Source organism: Pseudarthrobacter sp. MDT1-56 (assembly GCF_059383555.1).
In genome coordinates, this window is sequence record NZ_JBWZCK010000007.1 from 153,600 (window position 1) to 168,115 (window position 14,516).

The following is a 14,516-nucleotide window of genomic DNA, read 5'->3' on the forward strand; positions in this document are numbered from 1 at the left end:
GAGCATTCTGCACTGTCTGGCAGCCAGCCACCGTGCTAATCTTGCGCATTATGCAACCCTTGGATGGCACTGACACCCGCCTGCTTTCAGCCATGGCCAGGGACCCACGACGGACCGTAGTGGCGCTGGCCCAGAAGCTGGGTTTGTCGCGGAATACCGTGCAGGCCCGGATGGCCCAGCTGGAGAAAAAACACGTCTTCCTTTCCTTTGAGCGCCGCATCAATCCGGTCTCGCTGGGCTACCCGCTGATGGCATTCATCTCGGTGCACGTCCAGCAGCAGAAACTCGGCACACTGGCGGTGGAACTGGCCGACATTCCGGAGATCCTGGAGGGCTACGGCCTGACCGGATCTGCGGACCTGCTGCTCCGGGTGGTGGCGCTCGACGCCGAGGATCTGTTCCGGATCAACGGCAAGATCCTGGCCTGCGACGGCGTGGACCGGACGGACACCGCCCTGGCCATGGGTGAACTGATCCCGTTCCGGATCCAGCCGCTGCTCGAACGCGGCTCCGCCGAGGGCTGAGGGTCCCCGGACACCAGAACGGCAGGAGCCCCCGTGCGGTTGCACAGGGGCTCCTGCCGTTTGTCAGCCGGTGTGGATCACCAGCGGTTGATGCTTAGTGGTCGGTGGCCTTTTCGGCGCCGACACCCGTGAGGGAGCGGACTTCCATTTCGGCCTGCTTGGTGGTGTCTTCCAGCTTCTTGTCCAGCACCGAACCGAGCCAGCCCAGGAAGAACGCGAGCGGGATGGAGACGATGCCGGGGTTGCTGAGCGGGAAGATCGCGAAGTTGGCGCCCGGGATCATGGACGTCTTGGCACCCGAGACCACCGGGGACAGCGCGATCAGGATGATCGCGGAGCCGAGCCCGCCGTACATGCTCCAGATGGCGCCCTGGGTGGTGAACTTGCGCCAGAACAGCGAGTACAGGATGGTGGGCAGGTTGGCCGAGGCCGCCACCGCGAAGGCAAGCGCCACCAGGAACGCCACGTTCTGGCCGTTGGCGAAGATGCCGCCGACGATGGCCAGCAGGCCGATGACGACCACGGTGCGCCGCGCCACCTTGACCTCGGTGGCGGCGTCGGCCTTGCCCTTGGCAATAACGCTGGCATAGATGTCGTGGGCGAACGATGCCGCCGCGGTGATTGTCAGTCCGGCGACGACTGCCAGGATGGTGGCGAAGGCCACCGCCGAAATGAAGCCGAGCAGCAGCGGCCCACCAAGGTGGAACGCCAGCAGCGGTGCGGCGGAGTTGACGCCGCCCGGGGCACCCTTGATCGTTTCAGCGCCAACCAGCGCCGCGGCACCGAAGCCCAGGACCAGGGTGAACAGGTAGAACAGGCCGATCAGCCAGATGGACCAGACCACGGACTTGCGGGCTTCTTTGGCGGTCGGAACCGTGTAGAAGCGCATCAGGACGTGGGGCAGTGCCGCGGTGCCAAGCACGAGGGCCAGGGCCAGGGACATGAAGTCGATCTTGGAGGTTTCAGTCTTGCCGTACTGCAGGCCCGGGTTAAGGAGGTTCTGGTTGCCCGAGGCTTCCACCGCGCCTCCCAGCAGGGAGGAAAGGTTGAAGCCGTAGATGGCGAGGACCCAGAGGGTCATCACGGCTGCTCCCGCAATCAGAAGCACGGCCTTGATGATCTGGACCCAGGTGGTGCCCTTCATGCCGCCGATCAGTACATACATGATCATCAGGGCGCCGACGACGATGATGACCAGCGCTTGTCCGCCCCAGTCGCTGATGCCCAGGAGCAGGGAGATCAGGGTGCCCGCTCCGGCCATCTGGGCCAGGAGGTAGAAGAAGCAGACCACGAGGGTGGAGATGGCCGCCGCGATGCGCACGGGGCGCTGCTTGAGCCGGAAGGAGAGAACATCGGCCATGGTGAACTTGCCGGTGTTGCGCAGCAGTTCGGCCACGAGCAGCAGGGCGACGAGCCAGGCGACCAGGAAGCCGATGGAGTACATAAAGCCGTCGTAGCCGTTGATGGCGATGGCGCCGGTGATCCCCAGGAACGAGGCCGCCGAGAGGTAGTCGCCTGCGATGGCGGTGCCGTTCTGAGATCCGGTGAAGGACCGTCCGGCGGCGTAGTAGTCGGCGGCCGTCTTGTTGTTTTTGCTTGCCTTGACCACGATGATCATCGTGATCGCCACGAACAGGGCGAAGATGCCCATGTTCAGCAGCGTGGTTTCCTTGAGATCCGCAACGATTACTGCGGGAACCATAAACGTCATTTTTGAACCCCACTGATCTGGTTGCCGTGCTTGTCGAATTCGTGGCCCTCGATTTCGTGGCGGATTTCCGCTGCGATCGGGTCAAGCTTCCGGTTCGAGTAGCTGACGTACCAGCCGGTGATGGCGAACGTGGTCACGAACTGAGCCAGGCCCATGATCAGGCCGACGTTGATGTTGCCCCAGACCTTGATGGACATGAACTCCACCGCGTAGTCGGCCAGCAGGACATAAGCGAAGTACCAGAGCAGGAATGCAATGGCCATCGGAAAGACAAACCTGCGGTGACGCTTGCGCAGTTCCTGGAACCGCGGCGTCGACTGGACTTCCTTGAAGTCCACGGCCGCCGTAGCGTCCGTTTCTTGGGCTTCGTGACCCATCGTTCCTCCTCATTGAGACTTTTGAGTCCACACCGGCTGCCTTGGCCTGCTCCGAACAGCCCTCCGGCCAATGTGACTACAATCACTGTCTCCCGTGACGCGGCCAACAGCCATATCCGCCCGGCCCTGCGTCGCTCAACGGTCGGGATGCTGCGTTCAGCGGTGCCTCCAGCACCGTCCGGCGCCCCGTAAGGCCCCTGCCCGGCAGGTGCCGCGATACGCTGGGCCCATGCCCGACTCTCCCCTGTTCATCGCCGCCGCTGTCGCCGTGATCGCGGCGGCGATCGCCGTCGTCGTCGCCGTGGGACTCAAGGTGCTCCGCTCCTTCCGGGAGCTTGGCACCGACGCCGAACGGGCCACTTACAAGACCCTGCACGCGGCGTCGCGCGCCGGCCAGCACCTGCGGACGGGCCTGAATCCTGCCGGTGCCGCCAAGGCCAGCCGGCAGCTGCGCAGCCTGCTGGGCTGCGACGCGCTGGCGATTACGGATACCAATGGTGTGCTGGCCTGGGACGGTGCCGGCGAGGAGCTCAAACCGCTGCTGATGGAGCTCGCGGCCGGAGTGCTCGACGGCGGCCATACCGCCGTGATCCCGGCCGGCGAAGTGCAGGAACTCGCCCAGGGCAAGGGCGCCGCGGCGACCCGCGCGGACGTGGAACGCGCCGCGGTAATCGCCCCGATCAGGGCCGGCACCCGGGTGGTCGGCGTCGTGGCGGCCTTCGCCCCGGCGGCCGGGGCCGGGCTGGTCCGGGCCACCAGCGAAGTGGCCGACTGGGTGGCGACGCAGGTGGAACTGGCCGAACTCGACGCGTCCCGCACGCTGCTGATGGAGGCCGAGGTGCGTGCGCTCCGGGCCCAGATCAGCCCGCACTTCATCTACAACTCGCTGAACGCGATCGCGTCCTTCATCAACACGGATCCGGTCCGGGCCCGGGAGCTGGTGGTGGAGTTCGCCGACTTCACCCGCTATTCCTTCCGCCGGCACGGGGACTTCACCACCCTCGCCGAGGAACTGCGCTGCATCGACCGCTACCTGCTGCTGGAACGGGCGCGGTTCGGCGACCGTGTGCAGGTGAGCCTGCGGATCGCCCCCGAGGTGCTCAGTACCGTGATCCCCTTCCTGAGCCTGCAGCCGCTGGTGGAAAACGCGGTCCGGCACGGCCTCGAGGCCAAGGAAGGCCCCGGCCATATCTCCATCACGGCCAACGATTCCGGCGCCTTCGCCGAGGTGACCATCGAGGACGACGGCGTGGGCATGGACCCGGAACAGCTGCGGTCTGTCCTCGCCGGGCACAGCGACGGCGAGCATGTCGGGCTGCGCAACGTCGATGCCCGGTTGCGCCAGGTCTACGGCGACGACCACGGGCTGGTCATCGAGACGGCGCCCGGGGAAGGCACCCTGATCACCATGCGCGTGCCCAAATCGCAGCCCCGCCACGATGCCTGATAGGGGCCCTACGCCTCCGGCGTTAGTCTTGGACCATGATTAACGTCCTCGTCGCCGACGACGAGCTGCCCGCCGTGGAGGAACTGGCCTTCCTGCTCGGCCGCGATGACCGGATCGGCACCATCCACCGCGCGTCCTCCGGGGCCGAAGCCCTGCGTGCCCTCGAGGCAGAGGAGGTCGACGCCGTGTTCCTCGACATCCATATGCCCGCACTTTCCGGCCTGGACATCGCCCGCGTCATCGCGCGGAGCAGCAAGCCGCCCGCGGTCGTGTTCGTCACTGCCGATGAGGACTGCGCACTGGAAGCATTCGACCTGGCCGCCGTGGACTATCTGCTGAAACCCGTCCGCGCCGAGCGGCTGGCGAAGTCGATCGGCAGGATCAGCGAGCTGCTCAAGGACGGCGCCCCGCGGCCGGAAATGATCACCGTGGACCTCGGCGGCACCACCAAGATGATCCGCCGCGAAGACGTCACGTATGTCCAGGCCCAGGGCGACTACGCCCGGCTGCACACCGCGGACGCAAGCTACCTCATCCGGGTCCCGCTGGCCGATCTGGAGCAGCAGTGGGCCGAAGCGGGGTTCCTGCGGATCCACCGGTCCTACCTCATCGCGCTGAACCATGTCAGCCACATGAAGCTAGCCGCCGCCCGGCCCAGCGTCACGGTGGCGGGGGCCGAGCTGCCCATCAGCCGGCGGCACCTGCCCTCCGTGCGGGAAAAGCTCGAGGCGACCCGGATCCGGCCGCAGGCATGACCCGCGTCCGCGTCACCGCCCCCCGCAGCATCACCCCGGAGAGCGGCGCGCTGCCCGACGCGCGGTCGGCGGCCGATTCGCGCGACGCCGCCGAGGAATCCGACGCCGGCCAGGTGTTCGTCCGCTCGTTGATCCGTTCCCAGCTGCGGCTGGCCGTGGTGGTGGCCGCAGGATTCCTGCTAATCCTGGTCGCGTTCCCGCTCATGCTGGGGCTGGTCCCCGGGCTGGCGGAGTCAACGATTGTGGGCCTGCCGTTCGACTGGGTGCTGCTGGGCGCCGGCATCTATCCGGTGATCGGGCTCAGCGCCTGGCTGTACATCCGGACGGCGGCCCGGAACGAGGCCCGCTACCGGGATCTCGTCGGGGACAAGTGAGGCGAGAGTGAACCCGGTCGTCGGCATTGCGGCGTTCGCCGCCGTCTCGCTCGCCACGGCCGTCATCGGTTTTTACGGGCTGCGGATCTCGCGCACCACCGGGGATTTCTACGTGGCGTCACGGACCGTCCGGCCCTGGTGGAATGCCTCCGCGATCGGCGGCGAATACCTCTCGGCGGCGAGCTTCCTCGGCGTCGCCGGGCTGATCCTGCTCTCCGGCACTGACGCCCTGTGGTTTCCGGTGGGGTACACCGCCGGCTACCTGATGCTGCTGCTCTTCGTCGCCGCGCCGCTCCGCCGCTCCGGCGCCTACACAATTCCCGACTTCACCGAGGCGCGGCTCGACTCCCGGGTGGTCCGCAGCGTCACGAGCGTCGTCGTCGTGATGGTCGGGTGGCTGTATATCGTCCCGCAACTCCACGGCGCGGCGCTGGCCATCCGGATCACCACCGGGCTGCCGGCGTGGGTGGGGATGGTGGCCGTGGTCGCCGTCGTGTGCGTCACGGTGGTGGCGGGCGGAATGCGGTCCATTACCTTTGTCCAGGCGTTCCAGTACTGGCTGAAACTGACGGCGCTGGCGGTGCCGATCCTCTTCATCGCCTTCGTGCTGGCGGACGCCGGAACGCCCGCCGAGGCGGAAGCGTACGTGAACCCGACGGGCGCGGCTCCGGCGGGGATGTACCAGAATATTTCCCTGCTGGTGGCGCTGCTGTTCGGGACGCTCGGGCTGCCGCACGTGCTGGTGCGCTTCTACACGAACCCGGACGGGCAGTCGGCCCGCCGGACCACCCTGATAGTCCTTGGGCTGTTGTCGGTCTTCTACCTGTTCCCGACGGCGTACGGGCTGATCGGCCGGATGTTCGCCCCTGAACTGGCGCAGAGCGGACAGTCCGACGCGCTGGTGCTGCTGCTGCCCGGAGAGCTGGTGGGCGGGATGGCCGGGGATCTGCTGTCCGCCCTGGTGGTGGCCGGGGCGTTTGCCGCGTTCTTGTCCACGACCTCCGGGCTGGTGGTCTCGCTCGCCGGTGTGATCAGCCAGGACCTATTCGGCGGCAGCGTCAAGGGCTTCCGCCGGGCGGCCGTGATTTCGGCACTGGTCCCGCTGGGCCTGGCGTCCATGACGGGTTCGCTCGCGCTGGCAGGCAGCGTGGGGATGGTGTTTGCGTTCACCGCCTCCACGCTGTGCCCGGTGCTCCTGCTGGGCATCTGGTGGCGCGGGCTGACCGACACCGGGGCGATCGCCGGAATGGCGACGGGAGCCGTGCTGTGCGGCGGGGCCATGGTGGGAGGGGCCGTGCTGGGTGCCGGCGGGTCCCCGCCATGGCTGGCGCAGCCCGCCGCCTGGACGGTGCCGGCGGCGTTTGCCGTTATGGTCCTGGTGTCGCGGGCCACCAGGACCCGTGTGCCGCGGGGCATCACCCGTCTCATGACGCGGCTGCACACTCCGGAGCGGCCGCTGGTCACTGAGCGCTGAGAACGCTCAGTCGATGGCGGCCATAAGTTCGACGACCCGGTCCAGGAAGGCGTCCACCTGGTTTTCCTCGTAGCCGTCCCGGCCGACGGCGGGACGGAAGACAGCGCGGCGGACGTTGTCCACACTCAGAGGCTTGTCCTGTTCGAGGTATCCGATCAGGTCGTGGCAGAGGTCGTCCACGTCAGTGGTGTTGTAGCTGCGGGCCTTAGCCTTGGCGGGGCGCCGGAAGCGCTCACCGTCGGGGCGGTGCAGTCGGCCGCGGAGCAGTCCGGCGATCCGGCCGATTTCGCGGAGCCAGGCTTCCTCGCCGCGTTCGGCCACGAGTTCATCGCGTTCCCGCATGGCCAGGGCGTCCTCCAGCCGGTCCAGGGCCGCGTCCACGCCGGCCGCTGCGTAGCCGCCCTTGACGGGGTCAAAGGAGACCGCCCTGACATCCCCGCTCTTGACCTGCCGGGCGGCCGACTGGGGCGTTTCAAATGACACCCGTGCGCGCTGCATGAACTGGTCGACCTGTTTGGCGTTGTAGCCGTACTGGTTCCGCTGCACGCGGTCAAAGGAAGCAGGAATCTGCCGTTGAATGTCCACTGTAACTTTTGTTTCCTTCAATGCCGTTCGGCTGGTTTGCCCGGCACCATTGTAGGGGCCGGTGGGTGAAACAGGGGCTGCCTTACGCGCCGGAAAAGACGGAGTAGAGGATGAATGCCGCCGGACACGCAAAGACGATCGAGTCCAGCCTGTCCATGACCCCGCCGTGGCCGGGCAGGATGCTGCTCATGTCCTTGATCCCGAGTTCGCGCTTCACCATGGATTCGGAGAGGTCTCCGGCGGTGGCCGCGGCCACCATACCCACGGCCAGGGCGACACCGACCCACCAGGGTTTGTCGAGCAGGAAGATGGCGGCGAGGACTCCGACCACCGTGGCACCGCCAATGGATCCGGCGAAGCCTTCCCAGCTCTTTTTGGGACTGATTTTCGGCGCCATCGGGTGCTTGCCCAGCGAGGCCCCGACGAGGTACCCGAAGGTGTCGTTGGCGACCACCAGCAGCAGGAGGGTGGCGATCTGCCACGCTCCGGGGGGAACAGCGCCGTCGGGCCACCGCCCCATCGGCGTCTCCCCCACGAAGGTGTGCAGCGGCAACACGGCGAAGCTGATCAGGAACGGGATCCAGGACAGGGTGAAGACACCGGCGAAGATGCTGCGCGCGGATCCGGCAGCGCCTTCCAGGGACCGCCAGATCAGCGCCGCAACGCTGCTGAGCAGCATCGCGAACAGGAGGCTTTCGGTGCCGCCGAAGTAGGCGGCGGCCGGCATCGCAACGGTGCCGGTCATTACCGGGACAATCGGCAGCCTGGTGCCGGTGGTTTCCAGCGCCCGGAAGACTTCCCAGACACCAAAGACCGCGAAGGCGGTGACGATGAGCACGAACCCCAGCGGAAGGAACAGCAGTCCGCCGAGGACAAACACGAGCATGCCAAGGCCCACCGCAATAGCGGCGGGAAGATTCCTGCCGGCTTTAGGCGTCGGGTTCCTCCGCTGCTTGCCCCGCACCCGGACGTCCGCTCCGGGGTCCCCCTGTTCCTGCGCCATCAGACCTCGAGCAGCTCGGCTTCCTTGCGCTTGAGCAGCTCGTCGATCCCGTCGACGTGGGCCTTCGTCATGGCGTCCAGTTCCTTTTCGCCGCGGCTGCCCTCGTCCTCGCCGGCCTCGCCGTCCTTGACCAGCTTGTCCAGGGCTTCCTTGGCCTTGCGGCGGATGTTGCGGATGGAGACCTTGGCATCCTCGCCCTTGGACTTGACGATCTTGACGTATTCCTTGCGCCGCTCCTGCGTGAGGTCCGGGATGGTGATCCGGATGACGTTGCCATCATTCGACGGGTTGGCTCCGACCTCGGAGTCGCTCAGCGCGCGCTCAATATCGCGCAGGGCGGTCTTGTCGAACGGCGTGATGAGGATGGTGCGGGCGTCCGGAACGGCGAACGAAGCCAGCTGCTGCAGCGGCGTCGGGGAGCCGTAGTAGTCCACGAGGACCTTGTTGTAGAGGCCCGGGGTGGCGCGGCCGGTCCGGATCGAGGCGAAGTCTTCCTTGGCTACTTCAACCGCCTTGTCCATCTTTTCCCCGGCTTCGAGCAAGGTTTCTTCGATCACGATCTCTCCTCAGAAATTGGTGCACCCGCCACTGGCGGGATGCTGCACGGTCTTGGCTGTGTTCCACCGGCCTGCCCCGGATCCGGGGAGTGGAACTGTCCTGAAAACATCCTAGCCGTTGCTAGGGGGTGACGACGGTGCCCAGGTCCTCGCCCAGAATGGCGCGGGTGACGTTGCCTTCCCCTTCCATGCCGAACACCACCATCGTGAGGTTGTTGTCCTTGCACATGGTCATGGCGGTCTGGTCCATCACGCGGATGTCGCGGCGCAGGGCGTCGTCGTAGCTGAGCCGTTGCAGCTTCTCGGCCGTGGGGTCCTTCTTCGGGTCCGCGGTGTAGACGCCGTCGACGCCGCTCTTGGCCATCAGGACGACGTCGGCGTGGACCTCCAAGGCGCGCTGGGCGGCCACGGTGTCGGTGGAGAAGTACGGGAGGCCGGCGCCGGCGCCAAAGATGACGACGCGGCCCTTTTCCATGTGGCGGATGGCGCGGCGCGGAATGTACGCCTCGGCGACCTGGCCCATGGTGATGGCGCTCTGGACCCGGGTCTCCACGCCGGCCTGTTCCAGGAAGTCCTGAAGGGCCAGGCAGTTCATGACCGTGCCGAGCATGCCCATGTAGTCGGCGCGGGAACGGTCCATGCCGCTCTGGGACAGTTCGGCGCCGCGGAAGAAGTTTCCGCCGCCGACGACGATCGCAACCTCGACGTCGGGAACTGCCGCGGCGATCTGCTTGGCCACGCCGCGGACGGTGTCAGGGTCGACGCCGAGCTTGCCGCCGCCGAAGACCTCGCCCGATAGCTTCAACAGGACTCGACGCCGGCTCTTCTTTGGCTGGGCTGAAGTGGTGACGGTTTCCATGGTGCCTTCCCGTTGGTGAACTCTGAAAAAGGGTATCGTGCCGGGGACCAAAGCCTGCATTCCGCCCGGGTCCGGGGCTGCACCGGGAAAGTCTCCCGGGTTTGTGACCTGCAGGCATTCCCTGCGTGCATGCAAAAGGGGCGGCCACCGCAGTGACCACCCCCTCAGCGTGTCTGACTAGTGTCTGACTGGTGTCTTGCTAGGAACCGACGCGGAAACGCGCGAATGCGGTGCCCTTGACGCCGGCCTCTTCGAGGACCTGCGCGACAGACTTCTTGGCATCCTTGGCGAATGCCTGGTCAAGGAGAACCTCGCCCTTGTAGAAGCCCGTGACACGGCCTTCCACAATCTTGGTCATGGCCGCTTCCGGCTTGCCTTCAGCCTTGGCAGTCTCCTCGGCGATGCGACGCTCGGACTCAACGAGCTCGGCCGGAACGTCCTCGCGGGAGAGGTAGTTCGGGGACATCGCCGCGATGTGGACGGCGACGTCGTGGGCAGCGGTGGCAGCTGCTTCGCCTTCGCCGTCAACAGCGAACAGGACGCCGACCTGGGCCGGGAGATCCTTGGAGGTCTTGTGCAGGTAAGCGTCGACCGTGGCGGCTTCGAGGCGGGCGATGCGGCGGACAACAACCTTCTCGCCCAGAACGGCGCCCTCTTCGACGACAACCTCGGACAGCGGCTTGCCGTCGACCTCGGTGGCCAGCAGGGTCTCGAGGTCGGCAGCGCCGGACTCGACGGCGACAGCCAGAACCTTGTCGGCGAGCTGGATGAACTTGTCAGCCTTCGCAACGAAGTCGGTCTCGCAGTTGACTTCAATCATCACGCCAACGCCGCCGGCGACCTTGGCAGCAACCAGGCCTTCCGCGGTGGAGCGGCCCTCGCGCTTGGTAGCGCCCTTGAGGCCCTTGATGCGGATGATTTCGATGGCCTTCTCGGCGTCACCGTTGGCCTCGTCGAGAGCCTTCTTGACATCCATCATGCCGGCGCCCGTGCGCTCGCGCAGAGCCTTGATATCAGCAGCAGTATAGTTCGCCATGTGAACCCCTCTGTCTAGAAATTTTATGTGGTGTACGGACTGACAGGACGGCAGCTCACCGGCGTGAGCGGCCATCCTGTCAGTTCCCTTTACGCGGAGAGCGTGCGGGGAGATCCGGATTTATTTGTCAGCTGAGAAAAGCAGTCGGTCTGACTACTTGGCTTCGCCGGCAGCGTCGTCAGCAGCCGGAGCGGCCTCGGCAGCCGCGGGTGCCTCTTCAGCAGCCGGAGCAGCTTCAGCGGCCGGAGCGGCTTCAGCGGCCGGAGCGGCAGCAGCCTCTTCGGTCTTGCTGCCTTCGAGGAGCTCGCGCTCCCACTCGGCCAGCGGCTCTTCCGGAGCTTCCGTGGTGCCGGTGGCGCGCTGGTTGCGGGCGATGAGGCCCTCAGCAACGGCGTCAGCAACAACGCGGGTCAGCAGGTTGACGGAGCGGATGGCGTCGTCGTTACCCGGGATCGGGAAGTCGACTTCGTCCGGATCGCAGTTGGTGTCCAGGATGGCAACAACCGGGATGTTCAGCTTCTTGGCTTCGTCGACAGCAAGGTGTTCCTTCTTGGTGTCAACGATCCACAGCGCGGAAGGCGCCTTGGTCAGGTTGCGGATACCACCGAGGTTGGTTTCCAGCTTGGTGAGTTCGCGGCGAAGGAGCAGCAGTTCCTTCTTGGTGTAAGCGGAACCGGCGACGTCGTCAAAGTCGATCTCTTCGAGTTCCTTCATGCGCTGGATGCGCTTGGAGACCGTCTGGAAGTTGGTCAGCATACCGCCGAGCCAACGCTGGTTGACGTACGGCTGGCCAACGCGGGTGGCCTGCTCGGCGATGGATTCCTGCGCCTGCTTCTTGGTGCCGACGAAGAGAACGGTGCCGCCATGTGCAACGGTGGCCTTCACGAACTCGTAGGCACGGTCGATGTAGGACAGCGACTGCTGCAGGTCAATGATGTAGATGCCGTTGCGCTCCGTGAAGATGAATCGCTTCATCTTCGGGTTCCAACGGCGGGTCTGGTGTCCAAAGTGGACGCCGCTGTCAAGCAGCTGGCGCATAGTTACGACGGGCATGCCGGCGCTCCTTCCGGCAGGTCATTCATGAGACAGCCCAAGGGCTGTCTTACCCTGCCAATAGTTGACGGTTGAATAGCACCACCCAGGCGGGCGGCACTCCTGGCATCCACTGCGCTTCTCCACCGGACCACAGGCCCGGACCGAAAGAAGCACAGTCCTCCGCACTCTGAAGAGTTCAAGCTTCGAATGAGGAGGGCTGGATACGCGTAGTCAGCCGCTGCTCCCCCGCACCCCTGAATGAGGCGTGCCGGCTTAGACAATTACCTTGCTAGCACAAAGACAGTGATCAAGCGTGAGGGCACAGCAAACTGCTCCACCAAGTGTACTACAGGGGCGGTGCCGGATTGGACAGTTTCCGGGGGCTGGCGGACGGGTGGCAGGGTCACTTTTGCGCCTCTGCAGGAGACCTGCGGGGCCTTGTCCCGTCCGGCCCGCGGCGCTAGCCACAGACGCCGGGCTGTCCACATGTACCAGGTTGTCCACATGTACCGGGCCGTCCACATAGACCGGAGGGACGCTTTCGCCGATCCGATGGCACCGGCAGGCTGGATCCATGAAAACTCCGGCGTCTGTTCCCGGCCTTGTTGCCGCACTGCTTCTGGCACTGTCCCCCGCGACGGCGTCCGCGGGCCCAGCGACGGTTCCCGGTTCCAGCACCGGCCCCCTGGACGGCCCCGGCACGGTGACCGACGGATGGAGCTGGCCATTGAATCCCCGGCCCGCTGTCCTGCGCGCCTTTGACCCGCCGGCCAGACCGTGGCTGAGCGGTCACCGCGGTGTGGATCTCCGGGCACCGCACGACGGCGCCCCGGTCACCTCGCCGGCGTCCGGCACCGTGAGCTTTGCCGGCGTTGTCGTGGACCGCCCGGTCATCACCGTCGACCACGGAAACGGGCTGCGGAGCAGCTTCGAGGCGGTTCGCAGCGATCTCGAGGCCGGCGCCGCCGTCGCCAAGGGAAATGTCCTGGGCTGGATCCAGCCCGGCCACTGCACGCCAGCGCCCTGCGTCCACTGGGGCGTTCGCCGCGGCGAGGAGTACCTCAATCCGCTGGCCTTCGTGACAGACCTGCGGCCCTCCGTCCTGCTTCCTCCCCTCGATCCCGCGCCCGGATAGGCGCGTGGGGGGTGGATATGGACGAAGGGCCGCGGGCAGTGATGCCGGCCCGGGCGCCGGCGTCTTGGGGCCGCGGTGCGCCTTGGGGCCGTTTCCTAGACGATCGCGGAGATGCCCGTGATCGCCCGGCCGGTGACGAGGGTGTTAATCTCGTGGGTGCCCTCGTAAGAGTAGATGGCTTCGGCATCCGAGAAGACCTTGGCCATCTCATAGTCGGTCACGATCCCGTTGCCGCCGAGGATGCCGCGGCCCAGGGCCACACTCTCGCGCATGCGGGCCGTGGTGAAGGCCTTGGCCAAAGCCGACTGCTCATCCTTGGCCTGACCCAGGTCCTCCAGCTGTGAGAGCCGGACCATCATGCCCATCGAGCTGACGGCGTTGCCGAGGATCTGTACGAGCTGGTGCTGGACCAGCTGGAAGGAAGCGATCGGGCGTCCGAACTGGCTGCGCTCCACGGCGTAGCGGCGGGCGACGTCGAAGGCGGCCAGCTGCTGGCCGACCGCCTGCCAGGCGACGGCCAGCCGGGTGACCTTGAGGACCTTGTTCGTGTCGCGGAAGCTGTTGGCGTTTGCGAGCTTGAAGAACTCGGGCACCACGACGTTGTCAAGGGTGATGTCAGCGTTCTGCACGGTGCGCAGCGAGATCTTGTTCTCGATCTTGGTGGCGCTGTAGCCCTCGGTCTTGGTGTCGACAAGGAAGCCCTTGACCTGGTTGTCGGCGAGGTCGCGGGCGTAGATGACCACCCAGTCGGAGAACGTGGCGTTGCCGATCCAGCGCTTGGCTCCGTTTAGGATCCAGCTGTCCCCCTCCTTGCGGGCCGTGGTGCGGGTGCCGCCGGCGACGTCGGAGCCGCCGAGAGGTTCGGTGAGGCCGAACGCGCCGATTTTCTTGAGCGAGTAGATGTCCGGCAGCCACGCTTCCTGCTGCTCCTGGGAGGCCAGCGCCTCGATGGAGCCGGTGAACAGCCCGTCGTGGACGCCGATGAAAGTCGCAATGGAGGTGTCGGCGCGGGTTGCTTCGGCGTGCAGGATGCCCGCGAAGAGGTTGGAGTAGCCCTGCCGCCGGACCGGGCTGACTAGGTCGATCTCGGCGAGCTTCGGAATCAGGTCCATCGGGAATTCGGCGCGGTTCCAGCAGTCGACGGCGATCGGCTTGACCTCGCGGGCCAGGAACTCGCGGACCTCAGCGAGCCGGTCCTGCTCCTTGCCCGTGAGCAGCTGCTCGAACGCAAAGAAGTCGCCATCGGCGTAAGGGAGGTTGTTGATATCGATGTCAGCTTTGGACATGGTCTTCCTTCACGAGGGATCAGCAGCGGCCATGAGGTCGCGGGGCGGTGCGTCGGCAGAATGTTACTCACGAGTAACTTACCGCAGTTCGGAAGGGCGCCGCAAGTGATGGAGGTCATTCGGAAGATGAGCGTGGGGCCGCGTTCGCCTGCGGAGGCATGGCGATCGGCTCGGGATCCGGATTAAAGGGCGGCCGGACAAAACAAAGGAGCCGGGACGACGTCCAACGTCGACCACGGCTCCCGTGGATGCGGTTTCCCGGACAGGGTTCCGCGGAAAGGTAGGGCTACTCGGACTTGAACCGAGGACCTTAGGATTATGAGTCCCGCGCTCTAACCAGCTGAGCTATAGCCCCTTA

15 protein-coding genes and 1 tRNA gene are annotated in these 14,516 nt (G+C 66.0%); 6 read left to right on the forward strand and 10 right to left on the reverse strand.

Features of this window, described 5'->3' with window-relative positions; genetic code table 11:
• Positions 1 to 50: 50 nt before the first annotated feature.
• Positions 51 to 524 (forward strand): Lrp/AsnC family transcriptional regulator, encoded by a 474-nt coding sequence (locus tag AC50YC_RS11800; RefSeq protein WP_494953699.1) that lies wholly within the window; start codon positions 51 to 53, stop codon positions 522 to 524.
• A gap of 94 nt (positions 525 to 618) precedes the next feature.
• Here the strand turns inward: AC50YC_RS11800 and AC50YC_RS11805 are convergent, their stop codons facing one another.
• Both AC50YC_RS11805 and AC50YC_RS11810 read right to left on the reverse strand, forming a co-directional pair.
• The gene (locus AC50YC_RS11805) at positions 619 to 2,235 is read right to left on the reverse strand and encodes a monocarboxylic acid transporter (protein ID WP_494953700.1); all 1,617 of its coding nucleotides are present in this window, start codon (positions 2,233 to 2,235) and stop codon (positions 619 to 621) included.
• Positions 2,232 to 2,612 carry a DUF485 domain-containing protein gene (locus AC50YC_RS11810; RefSeq protein WP_494953701.1) on the reverse strand — a complete coding sequence of 127 codons (381 nt, stop codon included), beginning with the start codon at positions 2,610 to 2,612 and terminating at the stop codon, positions 2,232 to 2,234. The genes AC50YC_RS11805 and AC50YC_RS11810 overlap by 4 nt, the downstream gene beginning before the upstream one ends.
• A gap of 229 nt (positions 2,613 to 2,841) precedes the next feature.
• Between AC50YC_RS11810 and AC50YC_RS11815 the strand changes: the two genes are divergently transcribed.
• From AC50YC_RS11815 to AC50YC_RS11830, 4 genes are read left to right on the forward strand one after another with little or no spacing between them, the layout of a single operon-like run.
• Positions 2,842 to 4,059, forward strand: coding sequence for a sensor histidine kinase (locus AC50YC_RS11815; RefSeq protein WP_494953702.1), 1,218 nt, complete (start codon positions 2,842 to 2,844; stop codon positions 4,057 to 4,059).
• A gap of 35 nt (positions 4,060 to 4,094) precedes the next feature.
• On the forward strand, positions 4,095 to 4,814 hold the full coding sequence (locus AC50YC_RS11820) for a LytR/AlgR family response regulator transcription factor (RefSeq protein WP_354173826.1): 720 nt from the start codon (positions 4,095 to 4,097) through the stop codon (positions 4,812 to 4,814).
• Positions 4,811 to 5,188, forward strand: coding sequence for a DUF485 domain-containing protein (locus AC50YC_RS11825; protein ID WP_494953703.1), 378 nt, complete (start codon positions 4,811 to 4,813; stop codon positions 5,186 to 5,188). The genes AC50YC_RS11820 and AC50YC_RS11825 overlap by 4 nt, the downstream gene beginning before the upstream one ends.
• A 7-nt stretch (positions 5,189 to 5,195) precedes the next feature.
• Positions 5,196 to 6,662, forward strand: a complete 1,467-nt coding sequence (locus AC50YC_RS11830; protein ID WP_494953704.1) for a sodium/solute symporter — start codon at positions 5,196 to 5,198, stop codon at positions 6,660 to 6,662.
• A 6-nt stretch (positions 6,663 to 6,668) separates the two neighbouring features.
• Here AC50YC_RS11830 and AC50YC_RS11835 read toward each other — a convergent pair whose 3' ends face one another.
• From AC50YC_RS11835 to rpsB, 6 genes are all read right to left on the reverse strand, one after another.
• Positions 6,669 to 7,247, reverse strand: a complete 579-nt coding sequence (locus AC50YC_RS11835) for a DivIVA domain-containing protein (protein WP_494953705.1) — start codon at positions 7,245 to 7,247, stop codon at positions 6,669 to 6,671.
• Positions 7,248 to 7,329: 82 nt separating this feature from the next.
• The gene (locus AC50YC_RS11840; RefSeq protein WP_494953706.1) at positions 7,330 to 8,250 is read right to left on the reverse strand and encodes a phosphatidate cytidylyltransferase; all 921 of its coding nucleotides are present in this window, start codon (positions 8,248 to 8,250) and stop codon (positions 7,330 to 7,332) included.
• Positions 8,250 to 8,807, reverse strand: coding sequence for a ribosome recycling factor (gene frr, locus AC50YC_RS11845; protein ID WP_354173831.1), 558 nt, complete (start codon positions 8,805 to 8,807; stop codon positions 8,250 to 8,252). Before frr ends, AC50YC_RS11840 begins: the two co-directional genes overlap by 1 nt.
• A gap of 121 nt (positions 8,808 to 8,928) precedes the next feature.
• A complete protein-coding gene (gene pyrH / locus AC50YC_RS11850; RefSeq protein WP_494953707.1) occupies positions 8,929 to 9,666 on the reverse strand; it encodes a UMP kinase in 738 nt (245 codons plus the stop codon).
• A gap of 199 nt (positions 9,667 to 9,865) precedes the next feature.
• On the reverse strand, positions 9,866 to 10,702 hold the full coding sequence (tsf, locus tag AC50YC_RS11855) for a translation elongation factor Ts (protein ID WP_354351297.1): 837 nt from the start codon (positions 10,700 to 10,702) through the stop codon (positions 9,866 to 9,868).
• A gap of 153 nt (positions 10,703 to 10,855) precedes the next feature.
• A complete protein-coding gene (rpsB, locus tag AC50YC_RS11860) occupies positions 10,856 to 11,755 on the reverse strand; it encodes a 30S ribosomal protein S2 (protein ID WP_494953708.1) in 900 nt (299 codons plus the stop codon).
• A 556-nt stretch (positions 11,756 to 12,311) separates the two neighbouring features.
• Between rpsB and AC50YC_RS11865 the strand changes: the two genes are divergently transcribed.
• Positions 12,312 to 12,872 (forward strand): M23 family metallopeptidase, encoded by a 561-nt coding sequence (locus AC50YC_RS11865; RefSeq protein ID WP_494953709.1) that lies wholly within the window; start codon positions 12,312 to 12,314, stop codon positions 12,870 to 12,872.
• Positions 12,873 to 12,967: 95 nt separating this feature from the next.
• On the opposite strand, the gene AC50YC_RS11870 is transcribed toward AC50YC_RS11865, so the two are convergent.
• Entirely contained in the window at positions 12,968 to 14,158 is a 1,191-nt protein-coding gene (locus AC50YC_RS11870) for an acyl-CoA dehydrogenase family protein (RefSeq protein WP_494953710.1), read from the reverse strand.
• Positions 14,159 to 14,439: 281 nt separating this feature from the next.
• Positions 14,440 to 14,513: transfer RNA gene (locus tag AC50YC_RS11875), tRNA-Ile, on the reverse strand.
• Positions 14,514 to 14,516 lie beyond the last annotated feature (3 nt).

What these genes read in the sequence shown, in the direction of transcription:
- tsf (WP_354351297.1), bottom strand. Translation starts at nt 10,702, where the DNA reads ATGGCGAACTATACTGCTGCTGATATCAAGGCTCTGCGCGAGCGCACG.
- AC50YC_RS11865 (WP_494953709.1), top strand. Translation starts at nt 12,312, where the DNA reads ATGAAAACTCCGGCGTCTGTTCCCGGCCTTGTTGCCGCACTGCTTCTG.
- AC50YC_RS11815 (WP_494953702.1), top strand. Translation starts at nt 2,842, where the DNA reads ATGCCCGACTCTCCCCTGTTCATCGCCGCCGCTGTCGCCGTGATCGCG.
- AC50YC_RS11870 (WP_494953710.1), bottom strand. Translation starts at nt 14,158, where the DNA reads ATGTCCAAAGCTGACATCGATATCAACAACCTCCCTTACGCCGATGGC.
- AC50YC_RS11840 (WP_494953706.1), bottom strand. Translation starts at nt 8,250, where the DNA reads ATGGCGCAGGAACAGGGGGACCCCGGAGCGGACGTCCGGGTGCGGGGC.
- AC50YC_RS11805 (WP_494953700.1), bottom strand. Translation starts at nt 2,235, where the DNA reads ATGACGTTTATGGTTCCCGCAGTAATCGTTGCGGATCTCAAGGAAACC.
- rpsB (WP_494953708.1), bottom strand. Translation starts at nt 11,755, where the DNA reads ATGCCCGTCGTAACTATGCGCCAGCTGCTTGACAGCGGCGTCCACTTT.
- AC50YC_RS11825 (WP_494953703.1), top strand. Translation starts at nt 4,811, where the DNA reads ATGACCCGCGTCCGCGTCACCGCCCCCCGCAGCATCACCCCGGAGAGC.
- AC50YC_RS11810 (WP_494953701.1), bottom strand. Translation starts at nt 2,612, where the DNA reads ATGGGTCACGAAGCCCAAGAAACGGACGCTACGGCGGCCGTGGACTTC.
- pyrH (WP_494953707.1), bottom strand. Translation starts at nt 9,666, where the DNA reads ATGGAAACCGTCACCACTTCAGCCCAGCCAAAGAAGAGCCGGCGTCGA.
- AC50YC_RS11800 (WP_494953699.1), top strand. Translation starts at nt 51, where the DNA reads ATGCAACCCTTGGATGGCACTGACACCCGCCTGCTTTCAGCCATGGCC.
- AC50YC_RS11820 (WP_354173826.1), top strand. Translation starts at nt 4,095, where the DNA reads ATGATTAACGTCCTCGTCGCCGACGACGAGCTGCCCGCCGTGGAGGAA.